12 protein-coding genes are annotated in these 12,330 nt (G+C 51.7%); 2 read left to right on the top strand and 10 right to left on the bottom strand.

Features of this window, described 5'->3' with window-relative positions; all coding sequences use genetic code 11:
* Window positions 1-119: 119 nt before the first annotated feature.
* Window positions 120-551, top strand: a complete 432-nt coding sequence (locus BM412_RS00815; protein WP_091212544.1) for a DUF2621 family protein — start codon at window positions 120-122, stop codon at window positions 549-551.
* A gap of 76 nt (window positions 552-627) precedes the next feature.
* Entirely contained in the window at window positions 628-1,527 is a 900-nt protein-coding gene (locus tag BM412_RS00810) for a TIGR01777 family oxidoreductase (RefSeq protein ID WP_091212541.1), read from the top strand.
* 68 nt (window positions 1,528-1,595) lie between these two features.
* Here the strand turns inward: BM412_RS00810 and BM412_RS00805 are convergent, their stop codons facing one another.
* The 10 genes from BM412_RS00805 to BM412_RS00760 form a co-directional block, all read right to left on the bottom strand.
* Entirely contained in the window at window positions 1,596-3,185 is a 1,590-nt protein-coding gene (locus tag BM412_RS00805) for a DUF6382 domain-containing protein (protein ID WP_177245595.1), read from the bottom strand.
* A 17-nt stretch (window positions 3,186-3,202) separates the two neighbouring features.
* The gene (locus BM412_RS00800) at window positions 3,203-3,733 is read right to left on the bottom strand and encodes an A24 family peptidase (RefSeq protein ID WP_177245594.1); all 531 of its coding nucleotides are present in this window, start codon (window positions 3,731-3,733) and stop codon (window positions 3,203-3,205) included.
* Between the two features lie 23 nt (window positions 3,734-3,756).
* Entirely contained in the window at window positions 3,757-4,821 is a 1,065-nt protein-coding gene (locus BM412_RS00795; protein ID WP_143111537.1) for a TadE/TadG family type IV pilus assembly protein, read from the bottom strand.
* Window positions 4,784-7,021, bottom strand: coding sequence for a hypothetical protein (locus BM412_RS00790; RefSeq protein WP_091212532.1), 2,238 nt, complete (start codon window positions 7,019-7,021; stop codon window positions 4,784-4,786). Before BM412_RS00790 ends, BM412_RS00795 begins: the two co-directional genes overlap by 38 nt.
* A gap of 13 nt (window positions 7,022-7,034) precedes the next feature.
* Window positions 7,035-7,775, bottom strand: coding sequence for a hypothetical protein (locus BM412_RS00785; RefSeq protein WP_143111536.1), 741 nt, complete (start codon window positions 7,773-7,775; stop codon window positions 7,035-7,037).
* Window positions 7,741-7,926: a Flp1 family type IVb pilin gene (locus BM412_RS00780; protein WP_091212528.1), complete on the bottom strand. Its 186-nt coding sequence runs from the start codon at window positions 7,924-7,926 to the stop codon at window positions 7,741-7,743. Before BM412_RS00780 ends, BM412_RS00785 begins: the two co-directional genes overlap by 35 nt.
* A 27-nt stretch (window positions 7,927-7,953) precedes the next feature.
* Complete coding sequence (locus BM412_RS00775) at window positions 7,954-8,724, bottom strand: type II secretion system F family protein (RefSeq protein ID WP_143111535.1); 771 nt, start codon at window positions 8,722-8,724, stop codon at window positions 7,954-7,956.
* 108 nt (window positions 8,725-8,832) lie between these two features.
* A complete protein-coding gene (locus tag BM412_RS00770; protein WP_256256062.1) occupies window positions 8,833-9,657 on the bottom strand; it encodes a type II secretion system F family protein in 825 nt (274 codons plus the stop codon).
* The gene (locus tag BM412_RS00765; protein ID WP_256256061.1) at window positions 9,654-10,922 is read right to left on the bottom strand and encodes a TadA family conjugal transfer-associated ATPase; all 1,269 of its coding nucleotides are present in this window, start codon (window positions 10,920-10,922) and stop codon (window positions 9,654-9,656) included. Before BM412_RS00765 ends, BM412_RS00770 begins: the two co-directional genes overlap by 4 nt.
* Complete coding sequence (locus BM412_RS00760; RefSeq protein WP_091212523.1) at window positions 10,861-12,081, bottom strand: P-loop NTPase family protein; 1,221 nt, start codon at window positions 12,079-12,081, stop codon at window positions 10,861-10,863. The genes BM412_RS00765 and BM412_RS00760 overlap by 62 nt, the downstream gene beginning before the upstream one ends.
* Window positions 12,082-12,330: the final 249 nt, after the last annotated feature.

Genomic DNA, 12,330 nt, shown 5'->3' with positions numbered 1-12,330 from the left:
TTTCGTATCATGCGGGAAATGCCTTGTCGGTTGCGGGAGATAGACGTCATCGCTTATAATGGAAACAATTTGTTACGCATAATTCGCATATCTGAGTTGGCTAGAGGTGAATAAATCGAATGGCACCAAATTGGTTTATGTATTTTATATTGTTTTGGGCAATCGTGATGATTGGCTTTATGTCGATCGGCGGCTATTTTATGTTTCGTAAATTCCTTAAGGTGCTCCCAATGCGGGATGGCAAGTCCAAGCTGGATTGGCAGAACTATTGGGTAGAACGCAGCCGCGGCATGTGGCCGGAAGATTCCAAGAGTTTTCTGGATCAGCTCGTCTCCCCAGTACCAAGTGCGTTTCGGGACATTGCCAGACATTCCATTGCAGCCAAAATCGCTCAAGTAGCCGTTGAAGGCGGCGCATCGGAAGTGTCGCGCAATCACTGTATTGAAGGTTATATTCGGGCAACGCCTAAGCGCGATTACCGCAGCTTGGTTTCGTTTCTGGAGAAGGAACAGATTGACTATTCCGCCTATACACATTTACTTAACAAATAAGCCGCCCGCTTGGGCGGCTTTTGCAGTATTATTGAAGAAATTGGATGCTCTGATTGGAGTTTAAGGAGGTCTCTGTATGAAGGTAGCGGTTACCGGAGGAACGGGATATGTCGGGGCTATGCTTGTCGATGCACTCCTGCAGCGAGGGGATGAAGTATGGATCATCTCCAGGTCTGAGAAACAGATGAGCTCGAATCCGAAGCTGCATACGATCACTTGGTCCAAGCTGGCCGAGTCGCCCGTTAAGCTGGAAGGGATCGACGCAATCGTCAATCTGGCCGGGGAATCCATCAGTCGCCGCTGGACGAAAGAAGGCAAGAGCGCTATATTGCAATCGAGACTGAATGCGGCACGTGCGATCGGTAAAGTCGTGGAAGCACTTCAGCGTAAACCGTCCGTCGTTGTAAACGCATCCGGAATCTCCATCTACGGTACCGACCGCAATCAAGTCAGCGATGAGTGGAGCCCTGCTCACATCAATGATTTCCTCGCATCTGTCGTAGAGAAGTGGGAAGCCGCTGCGAATCGTATAGAGGTCAAGCGGCTTGTGAAGCTGCGGATCGGACTTGTGCTTGGCATGAATGGCGGTGCCTTTCCTAAGATGCTGCTGCCCTATCGGTTACTCGCAGGCGGAAGAATAGGAAGCGGCAAACAGTGGATCCCTTGGATCCATGAAGACGATATGATTCGACTGATTCTGTTCTGCCTCGATGAACCGAATATACAGGGACCGGTCAACGCCTGCGCACCGGAACCCGTTACGAACAATGAATTCGGAAGAGCAATCGGCAAAGCCATGAGAAGACCGCATTGGTTTCCGGTGCCGGCATTCGTGCTCAAGGCCGTCCTCGGTGAACTATCCTTCCTGCTGCTCGAAGGTTCAAGAGCGGTCCCGCGCAAGGCATTGGAGCTCGGGTTCGAGTTTCGTTATGATACCGTTCAAGATGCGCTGCGTCAGTTAGTAGGCGGGAAGTAAGAATAAGAGCTTTGACCCAGTCGAACTTACACATAAATTAATGAGCCTTACCCTATCGGGGCCGCCCTTCAGCCTGCTTGTTGTGCGGGGCCGGAGGGCAAGCCCGATCGGAATATATATTGCGGTCCTCTATCGCCGGCCAGCCGTATCGAATCGTTATCCTTTAGCGGATAGACTTTATATGAAATCATAGTAACTCCGTTAAGAGTACTCCCATTGCGCGAACCCAGATCTTTCGCCGTCCAGCTGCCTTGCTTCTCGCATAATTCCAGATGCGCTCTGGATATACCAGAGGACAGGTCCACGTGGTCCACTCCCTCACTCGCTCGCCCGATTATAAACCGATCCTGTTCCAGTTTGACCACCACCATCGACTCTCCCTCCACCGAGCGTTCGAGACAAGGAGCGCTCTTATCCGTTCCGCTTTGGAGCTCTGCATGTTGACCAAGCAACACTGTTGCATCGTTTGACGACGCTTCTAAAGATGTTGTATTTCCGACGTGCAGCAGCGGTGTGAATGGAATTCCGTTTGCCTTCATTGCAGGTTGAACATCATCCTCCATAAACTCTTCTCGGTATGACTTCACCTGCCTTTTAACGTGGATGGGCATGGAATTAGGTACGAATCCATCCTCGGCCGGCCACCCCTGCCCCTCATTCCAACCATCGTCCTCTTCTTTCCTCCTCACGTCTGAACTCATCCTGCGATTCATCATTAGAGCTGCAGCTGCTGTCATGAGCGTTAAACCAGAGCAGATCAGCAGACTGGTCTGAGATGGAGACGGCAAATAGAGAAAGCGCCAAATGACCGCGGAGATAATAAGCACACCCGCTCCCAGCATCCAGCCCGGCTTTATTGATGAAGCTGCTCTCTCTTGGACAGGCAGTTCCGTTAGTGGAAGCTCAACTCCCCCATCGAGCTGATTATTGTGCGCATGCTCATCTTCCCTACGAAATGCATTTGTCCCTCTCGGCGGCACAGCTTCGTTCTTCAATACAAACGAAGAAGGAAGGTCAGCAACCGCATCGACCGGCCTTGCAGCTTGAGGCAGCAAATCCCCGGACCCGGATGACTCTCTGTACGCACTTCCAAGAAGGGCAAGCAGAGTCCGTCTGAGCTGCCCCCAAGCGACATACTCCCCTCTTAAATGCTGAAATATTTGCTGTAAACCCGCTCCATCGGGCTCCACGATATAACCAACCCAGCGAATAGCCATAGCCAGCACCGCTTCACTTGCCGAAGAGACGATGCTTGTATCGCGCAGCGGTACGTACGCTAGCTCGGGATCCTCCCAATTATCACCCATATAAATGTACTGCTCGTGGATCATAAAGCCGTCTTCCCGGAGCATGTATTGTTTACAATCATCCAATGCTTCGACGATTCCGAGCAGCAAGGCATAGAATTGAACCATCGTCAGCTGCTGAGTCTGCATCCGATGAAGTAAGATTCGTTTGCCGTTGATGAGATATCGAAATGACATTTTCCCGTCGATGTCGACCCATTCCACAGGAAGCATTTTCGGAATGCGCTGGCTTTGCAGCATCTTTATTTCGATTTGATCAAGCTGCTCTCTCGAAATGCCGGACTCCATATCAACGATCATTTCAAGTCCGCGCTTCATCGTATAATCGACCCGTAGTTCTTTACACACCATTAACGTTCCTCTCCTTCCTATCCGTTGAACGGCCATTCACGCATGAAGCAGCAGGCCGTAATTGCCCCAGGCACAACGGCGATCATAAACGGGAATCGCAAACCATCCTTCTTCAGCGGCGTAAAGCCATCTGCGTGCAAATTTCGACTTAAGGCCAACAGCGAGACCGTAAATACCATCAGCCGTTTTGCAAAGGTTTGATTCATGACCAGAACCACGATCCCAAACAGTCCCCCATACAATATGGAATACATAAGGACTTGCAAGGAAAAGGCAGCCCCAACCAGCGCACCCAGTGCCCCGAACAGCTTCACATCCCCCGCCCCAATGCCCTTGAGCAAATATAAGGCAAGCAGCGGAAACACGCCGGCCAGCACGCCTAATAATGAGAATGCCGCTCCGCTCAAACCATCACTGCTTAAATGATAAATAAGTCCGGCTGAGAAGAATGATAATGTCAGCTTGTTCGGAATACGCATCGCCCTTACATCACAAACAAAAGCAATTCCAATCAACAACGCTGCTAAAACAACCTCGATAGGAGCCATCATCCGGAACCTCCGTCCCGCTCTTACTGAGCAGTTCTCTTCTCCACCACAAAATGTCTGGCCGCACGCGATGAACCTTCACTTGCCGTAACAATAAGTTCCCATACACCGGGAGTGGTGTTTCCCGATATTAGCCATGTCCATTCCGCGAATCCATCATTGTCGGTGTAGGTATCCCCCAGATGCTTAGCTACACTATGTCCGCTCTTGTAAATGACTTGAATGGACAGTTTTCTACCCGGGCTTGTCTTAACGACGACTCGTGCCCGCCGTCCAGGGTTAGCCGGTGACGGCTCGAGAAGAACGATTTGAATCGGCGCTTCATCGGATTGCGCCGACTCTTGGTCCTGAGGTGCCGGAATAGAATCACGCACCCATACCCGTTCTTGTGCCCGCTCCTTCAGTACAATCGACTTCTTCGTAAATGGAAATCCCAGCTTGAACTCGTACTCTGCCTCGATGAGAAGGGAAACCTCTGACTTATTCTTCAGATCAGGAAGCGAAAGCTTGCTCAGACGCAGCTCCTCGGGATCGAGCACAGACTTATCGGCTTCTTGGCGAAGAAGCGGTTCGATAATGCCTCTTCCGGCTTCAGTTGCCGCAGCATCCGCTACCGGCTTCCAATCCCCCTGCAATGCCGATGAAAGGAGCAGTCCGGCCGGAGCCGGAAGCCAATCTTCCAGCTTCTCGGCAATGACATCGACTCCCGGTAATTGTTCCAATACCGTTGGTAAAACCGCCTTTACTCCAACTTCCGAATCCGATTTTGCTACAGTTGCAGCTCCCGCCTCTGCCTGAGGTTCCGTCACCGCACTTTCTGCGGATCCCGATTCTTGAGCAGCTCCCACAGATGAGCTAAGCTTCTGCAGCGCTAAATCGACCGGGTGGATATTCGCCGCAGCCTGCCGTACCGTTTGGGATACCGTACTATGAAGCGCCATTTGCACCGTATTTAGCCGGATCAAACCTATAAAGAAAATCACGACCATAAGCACAATCGGAAGCAGTAAAGCCGCTTCTAATGTGATGCTTCCGCTCTCGCCGCTTCGTCTACCCGTACGACCAGCCAATGGTATGCGTCGCTTCATAACGGTTGCCCTTAACCTTTCCGCTCAGAATACCCGTGCTAGTAAAGCTCTTCATGAGCCCGGGCAAAAACCACAGCTTCACGGAGGAAGTCAGCTCTCCCGTCAATCCTGTGGAAACACTTAATAATGAAACGCCGCCTAAGTTACGCTCGATGACAGCGATCATGCGCGCTGTCTTGGCTTCGCCGCTGCCATGCAATAGCAGGAAAACTCTTAAATAATCCAAGTAACTCAATTCCACGGGAGCATATTTGGAAAGCTCCACTTTCCCTTGCCGGGAAATCGTAATCATATCGGCAAGCGATTTCTCTAAACCGTAGAGCACCGCAGCAGAGAGGACTAATAATGGATGTCCCAAACCTCTTGATGCAATAAACCCTTCCATCGTCCGAATCGCCAGCCTTGCAGCGAACAGCTCACCATACGCGGCTGCCACATTCGCTGCAGGCTCATGAAAACCATACAAAACATATTCGACCTCTTGATTCCGGAGAGCGAGTGCGGAAGCGAAGGCTTCTGTATTCGCTTGACCTCCCGCGAGCAAAGAGGAGAACAGCATCGGATCGAAAGAGTGAAACCGATGAACGATGTGTTCATTCACATAGAGCGGATCTCTGATCCCTTCAAGTACATCCGCCATTCCGCTGAAGATCTTTCCCATGGAAGTCATCGATATCCTTGCCTTCTCACCGGCCTCGACATCTGTGTCCCCACTGCCAGTTGAATCATCGTCTCGAAGCGAAGACACTGCAACTTTATTGAATTTCAGATTTGCTTCCATTCGCTGCTTCACTTCACGGAATGCCTCGCGGTGGTCCTCCTGATTCGGAGTAGACATCATCGATTGCAGCTGCTGTTTCACTTGCAACCATTTGGATTCGGCTGCCGCTTCATTCGACTTTCGTTCTTGATCGCTGGACTGCCGGCTCTCCATTTCCGTCTGCCTGCTATGAATGACAGTACCCGGTTGAAAATAGCGCTCTCCATAAATGTTATAAGCACCTTCAAGCTGCTGATAGGATTCTCGCAATAGTTCGGACTTGCCGGTTCCGCCAACTGCAGTGAGAATCGCTTGACGGAACAACGCGGCCATTGCAGCTGCCTGCTCGATATCGGCTGTTTGCCGGCTCAGTTCTTTCTCGTAAGCCTCAAACCAAGCTTGATCCAGTACGAGTCCTTCTGCGGCATCACGCGATTCTCGAAGCGGCGACAGTTCTTCGGTTTGGAATGAACCGGCTTGCTGCCCGGCGAGTTCCCCGCGGTTCATCCGGTCATATCCGTCACCTGTTCCTTCTTCTTTCATCCGTTTCACTGCATCTTCCATGGCCTTATTCAATCCCTCTGCTGCTTGAAGCAAAATCACTGCCTTTCGCTCCGACTCGCGTTGACGACTGACCGCTTCATTCAGCTTCAACACGATTGAATGAGCTTCATTGCTAGAGTAGCTTCGATAGAAATTAATCGCATCTGTACGAAGAGGGGGCAATTCATCCATGGTGCGTACCGCATCTTCTCTGATCCACTGTTCATAAGAACCATATAGACTCACCAGATCACGAGCTGATCCGGTAATCTGCGATCCCACTGCATTCTTAACGCCTGCAGCCGCCTGTTTCTGAATGGCGATCACTTCTTGCAGTCGCTTCTCCCGTTCATCGTAAAGCTGACGAACCCGCTCCAGCAGTTCCACCGACATCGAGGCTTCCTTCATCGCAGAGGCAATGGGCGCAAACTTCGAGGCTACTTCCAATGTAAAATCTATCGGGGCTTTATATTTCATCTCCTCCAGCACCTGCCTGTTAAACACCTGATGAAGCCCTAATACCTCATAGCTGTCTACATGCGAAGCTTCCGTTCTTCCATCAAGGAGTCTGAATCCCCCTTCATCCGAAGTCCAATTATGCGAGACTGCCTGCGCGAACAATTCGCCACGATCGGAACCGCCTGCACCGAATAGACCATATTCCTCATATAAAGCCCCGTCATAAGCAGATAAAGCGGACCGAATGCCGGATTGGGCAGCGAGTCTGCTCTGTTTCTCAAAAGCCGCAATGCGTGCAAAATCGATGAGCAGCGCCATAAACAGCAGCATGGCTGCCGTCGAAACGATCAAGTAAATCGAAACGGCGCCGTCACCGCTCCTCCAGAAGAATGCCCGTTTAGGGGCATCATGCCGACTTTTATCCATCCATCGGTGCATGTTGATCTGCCTCCTATTGCGCCTGATCCTGAAGAGATTGCCGATTATGCAGCACTTCACGGGCTTGTTCCTTGCCTTGTTCAGACTGACCTGCCGCTCTACCCGCATAATACCGGACCAGATCCACGTTCCGAATGAGCTCAACAGGATCGACTATGACAGCATCCGTTACGGCCATTGGCTCCGAATGACCAAAGATCGCTTCCAGCGGAGGGATCGATAATGGCTGACGGAGCTTCACGTCAATTCGTTTCACCCATACACCGTCATATATCATGACTCCTTCGATCGGCTCTCGAACTTTGACTGCTCCAGGTGCCATCTTCTTAAGAGGAAGAGATTCACTACCAGAGCTTCTCTCATCGCTCGTAGGTGAAGCCGAGGCGTTACCGATCGGAATACTCAAGCCGCCTTGATCGCCACCTTCAGATCCGAACAACGTTTGCAGTGCCCCATTGTCAGATAGACGCCAATATAATCCGTCATACTTGCCGGTCACGCCTATTCCGCTGACAGCATTTCTGGCACTGTTATCCCAGCGGAAAGCGGTTCTCTCTGCCGTTTGGGAGGCAACTGTATACAGGACAACCTTCTGATAGGTATACATGCCAAGCATCAGAAGCGTGATAAGCGCAGCGAAAATCATGGGAAATACCAAACTCGATTCAAGTGTAAAGCTGCCATTCTCTCGGACCGCCAGTACGCGCCACCTTGCGATTCTAGTTGAAAATTTCGTTCGCTTTATCATCCGCATCGCCCATCAATTTCTCCATCAACGCAATAATCCAATCTTTGAAAAGCAGTGCCAGTATGATGACTACGGCAATGATGAGTACGATCTCAAGCGTACCTAGGCCATCCTCATCCTCCCAAAATGCAAGTAGTGCGCCTTTCATGTTCTTCATATCCAACCGCTCCTCTATTCGTAGTAGTTAACCGCGCATCATTAAGATGGCGGGTGAGGCGACAAGCACCATGAGCACCATAAAAATACCGACAAGGGGAAATACAAGCTTCGAGGAAGCTTCTTCACCTCTTGCACGGGCTACGGATTTACGTTTCTCCCATAAGGAATAAGAGAGCTCCTTCAAGGAAAGGACAAGCTGATCGCCCCCGCGGCGATAATTCAGCAGCAGTGTTGTCGTAAACAGCGACACCTCCTGCACGCCGCAGCGCCGACTCAGCGTCTCCATTGCCGCTGAAAAAGATTCGCCATTACGCACGGCTTCGTTCACTTTGCGAAGCTCGATGAACAGCGGATTTCCGCTCTTCTCATCTTTTCGCTCGCCGGCTCGCACCAATGCGCGCTGCAGCGTCTCTCCCGCTCCGAGCAATAACATCAGCTTGCTGATCACCTCAGGCAGCAGCAGTAAAATATCCTGCTTGCGGCGCTCCACTTTAGCGGCGGTATCCCGCCATTTCGCAGCAGGCAGAAGGATACCAAGCAGCATGCCAATATACAGCAGTGTCTGCTCCTTACTTAGAACACTAAGCAATGCTCCCGCACATGCTGCCGCATAGCCTGTCCCAACGGACATGGCGACGAAACCGCTTGTTGCTTCTACCGTCCAGCTGCGCCCGTTAAGAATAAACAGCCTCCCGTGCAAGCTCGCGAGAAAGGGCTGGATTCGGTTTAATAATCCGCTCTGCTCCAGCAAATAACGAAAGGGGAGGGCCACGAATCGTTCTGCGATGCCCACCACCTGGCATCTCTTGTCATGCCGACCGCCTCGCAGCAAAGCCCAACCCCATACAGCAGTAAGTAAAGAACCAACAACAATAGACAGCAGCTAATGCGCCCCCTTCAACAATTACATGCGGATATTCATAATTCTCGCCATCAGCAGAAAGCAAAGCCCGAGCAGAATGAGTGCGGCTGTCAGTATGACGTAACCAATCCCGCTGTATAAAGAGGCCATATAGTCCGGCGCCGTTAAGCTCAGGAAAGCTAGAAAAACAAACGGGACCGCCATCATAATCCGGGATTCCAACCGTTTCTGCGCTACCATGACGGCAATTTCCTGCTGCACATCCAGCTTCTCGCCGATCATCTGCGAGGTACGTCTGATCACTTCGACCAAATCGCCTCCGGATCGTTTACAGGTTGTAAAAACATCGGCGAACTGTGAAATATCATCGATTTGCGCACGCCTGCTGAAATCGATCAGCCCCTGCTCAAGCGATTCCCCGTAGCCCATTCTCGCCGAAAGAATTTCAAATTCGACCAGAATCTCAGTCTTCGGATTGGGATAGAGCAGTCTGAGATCCTCGAGCGCGGTGACGAAAGCGTTCTCGACGGAACGGCCTGCGGCAAGTGAAGATGCGATTGAATAGAGCGCTTCTTTAAATTGAATAGCCAACCGTAATCTCCGCTGCTCCAGCAAGGACCGCCTGTGGATGCGAGGAGCGAGGATACCTGCCGACGACAGGACAAGCGCAGCAATAACGGAACGATAAAACAAGAATGCGGCAGCAAAAACAAGAAGTCCGCCAACAACCGCTGCCATCCGGAATTGCCGATTGGACAATCGGTACTCCCAGTAGCAAGGCAGCTCCTCTGCACCTGCACCCCCTGCTAGTGAAGCCGTACTTGTCCATCCAAGCCAGTGCTTCCAGTCGGTATGGGTGCTCTTCAAGCGCCTTCACCTTCCGTGATTCCAGCTTCAATCTCAGCTGCGGTCATACCCGCCATCTGCAGCTTCCACGTCCCCTGCAGCTTCATATTCTCGCATCTTCGCAATGCGCCGAGCACGCGACCTTCACGCTCTCCATCCTCTTGAAACCGGTAAAGGGATTGCAGCATGACCTCGCCGTCCCGAACGCCGATGACCTCGGATATTTCAATGACTCGCCTCGACCGATCGCGCAAGCGGGATAAATGCACGATGATATCGATAGCTGAGCTAATTTGCTGCCTGATGACAGCGATGGGCAAATCCGCACCGCTCAGCACCATCGTTTCCAATCGGGCAATCATATCCCGAGCGCTGTTACTATGACCGGTGGACAAGCTCCCATCATGACCGGTGTTCATCGCAGCCAGCATATCGATCGCTTCTCCGCCTCGCACCTCGCCTACAACGATTCGATTCGGCCTCATTCGCAGCGAAGCTCGAATCAGCTCACGCATGGAAATGGCGCCTTTGCCTTCCGTGTTCGCATTGCGGGTCTCCAGCGAGACCAAATTGGGAACCGTGCGAATTTGCAGCTCGGCCGCATCTTCAATGGTTACGATCCGTTCGTCCTCCGGAATGAACTGAGTAAGGGCATTAAGGAAGGTTGTTTTGCCCGAACCTGTCCCGCCGCTAATGAAGATATTGTATTTGGCCCTTACAAGCTTGCTCAGCATGGAAGCAGCCTCAGAAGACAGTGCACCGCATTCGATCAAATCATCCATCAGCAGCGGCCGCTCGGGAAACTTTCGAATCGTCATGGTCGGTCCTTTCAATGCAACCGGCGGCAGCACGATATGGATCCTTGAACCATCCTTCAGCCTGGCATCAACGATCGGCGTAGATTCATTCACTACGCGGTTGACTCCCGCAACTACGGATTGAATCAAATCCTCCAGCCGCTCTTTACTTTCAAAAGCCATCGGCAGCCTCGACAATTGTCCCGTACGCTCCACGAACATCTCCTGATGGGAGTTGATCATGATCTCCGTAACGGCCGGATCATCCATAAGCGGCTGTAAGAGATCCAAGCCGCGGAAAGCATGAAACAATCTCCGGACCAGTTGAATTTTCTCGCCTGCCGTAATGGGATGGTCCAAACACCAGCGAAAAACCTCTCGTTCAATTCGCGAGCTGAACTCTTCGTCTGACATCGCGCTTCCCAGCTCAAGCTGGTTGCGAATTCGATCCTTGAGCAGCTGGACTGTTTCTTCCCTTAAAGGCGGCACCGGACTCACCTCCCGGCTTCGGCTCGCCAAGTTTGCCGAGCAGAGTTTCTATGGCTCCGCGGTACTGCGGGGCATCGAACCAACCGGCCACACCCTGCTGTCCGAAAGCAGCCCATTCCTTGACAAAAGGAACAGAGGCCGTAAGCGAAAGCGAAGCGATCTTACCGCTATGCCATTCCGTTTCCGAACCGCCGAGCGGTTTTAACCGAATAAATCGAAATTTCGCCTTCGACGCCTCAAAGGATGGCCCCATCTTCTGCTCGCCGTATTGCATAGCTAACTCCGTCTTGCGCAAGCTGCTCGGGTCATGATTCAAGAGCCAGAGCACATGGCGGCTCGCTTGAAACACACCGAAGTGCGCAGCATCCAACCGACTGTCCAGATCAACCACAATCATGTCGTATTCCCCGGTAGCCTTGACGGCACCCAGCAGCCTCTTCGCATGCTCAACCGTAATAGACAGTCGTTCCTCCGTATTCTCGCATGGCACGATAAAATCTACGCCAAGCCACGAATGCCGCTTACGCAGCGCAACAATTTGCGCAGCCGCTTTATCCGGAGCCGCTTGCAATGTGTACAGCAGATTAGAGAAATCCTCCCGTCCATCTCTGCTGTCCCAGAGCGGCGCAGCATTCCACTGCTCCAGATTCAAATAGAAGACGCGTGCGCCGCAAGCGGCCGCCTGCCTTGCAAGCTGCAGTGCAAGCGTGGTCTTCCCAATTCCACCGGCAGGAGAATACACCGAAATAATGCTCGCGCCGCCTCCTGCAGACTCACCGCCCAATTCACCCTCCCCCTCATCCGTCAACTTCACTGCGTGCCGTTCAGTTGAGGCATAAATGGCCGCAAATGACTGCAGCAGCTGCGGCAATGGCTGATATTGCAGCACTTGATGCTTATGCCGCGAAAGCCCAACCTGCCCAACAAGCGCTGCAGATAACACGCTCTCAGCCAATTCTCCCAGCTCATCCAATAAGCTTGGCTGTGCGACGAGTAAATCAACGGCATACCCTCCGCGCATATAGCTTCGAAGCGCTGCCGGATTCGTGAAGGCCGTTAACTGCCAGCCTGATCCGAAAGAGCTTTGACGAATAAAATCGCCAAGCCGTTCGATATAGCTCGATTCTTGTACAGCAACAAGTAGGTTACGTTTGCTCATACTGATCCATTTCACACTCCTTAGGCAGCTTGAAAGATAAAAAGGACGCAAAAAAGCACCCTAACAACGCAGATCATCTGCGCGTTACGGTGCTTCCGTAGCGTCCTCTTACAATTGACCATAATTTACCACGTTTTCGCGTTGGCGTCAACCCAAATTCAGTGTACATGTAGAGATCGAATTCCTGTATTTTGTAGTTGCTTATTTTTTGTAAGTGACTTATAATTATGTAAGTTAGATTTGTAAAGT

Source organism: Paenibacillus sp. BC26 (assembly GCF_900116125.1).
Lineage (GTDB): Bacteria > Bacillota > Bacilli > Paenibacillales > Paenibacillaceae > Paenibacillus_Z > Paenibacillus_Z lignilyticus.
The sequence above is the reverse complement of the archived record's forward strand: the minus strand, read 5'-3'. Positions and strand labels throughout refer to the sequence as shown.

Bases quoted from the DNA above. Each gene is read 5' to 3' on its own strand.
- BM412_RS00815 (WP_091212544.1), top strand. From the start codon at position 120: ATGGCACCAAATTGGTTTATGTATTTTATATTGTTTTGGGCAATCGTG.
- BM412_RS00810 (WP_091212541.1), top strand. From the start codon at position 628: ATGAAGGTAGCGGTTACCGGAGGAACGGGATATGTCGGGGCTATGCTT.
- BM412_RS00805 (WP_177245595.1), bottom strand. From the start codon at position 3,185: ATGGTGTGTAAAGAACTACGGGTCGATTATACGATGAAGCGCGGACTT.
- BM412_RS00800 (WP_177245594.1), bottom strand. From the start codon at position 3,733: ATGGCTCCTATCGAGGTTGTTTTAGCAGCGTTGTTGATTGGAATTGCT.
- BM412_RS00795 (WP_143111537.1), bottom strand. From the start codon at position 4,821: ATGAAGCGACGCATACCATTGGCTGGTCGTACGGGTAGACGAAGCGGC.
- BM412_RS00790 (WP_091212532.1), bottom strand. From the start codon at position 7,021: ATGCACCGATGGATGGATAAAAGTCGGCATGATGCCCCTAAACGGGCA.
- BM412_RS00785 (WP_143111536.1), bottom strand. From the start codon at position 7,775: ATGCGGATGATAAAGCGAACGAAATTTTCAACTAGAATCGCAAGGTGG.
- BM412_RS00780 (WP_091212528.1), bottom strand. From the start codon at position 7,926: ATGAAGAACATGAAAGGCGCACTACTTGCATTTTGGGAGGATGAGGAT.
- BM412_RS00760 (WP_091212523.1), bottom strand. From the start codon at position 12,081: ATGAGCAAACGTAACCTACTTGTTGCTGTACAAGAATCGAGCTATATC.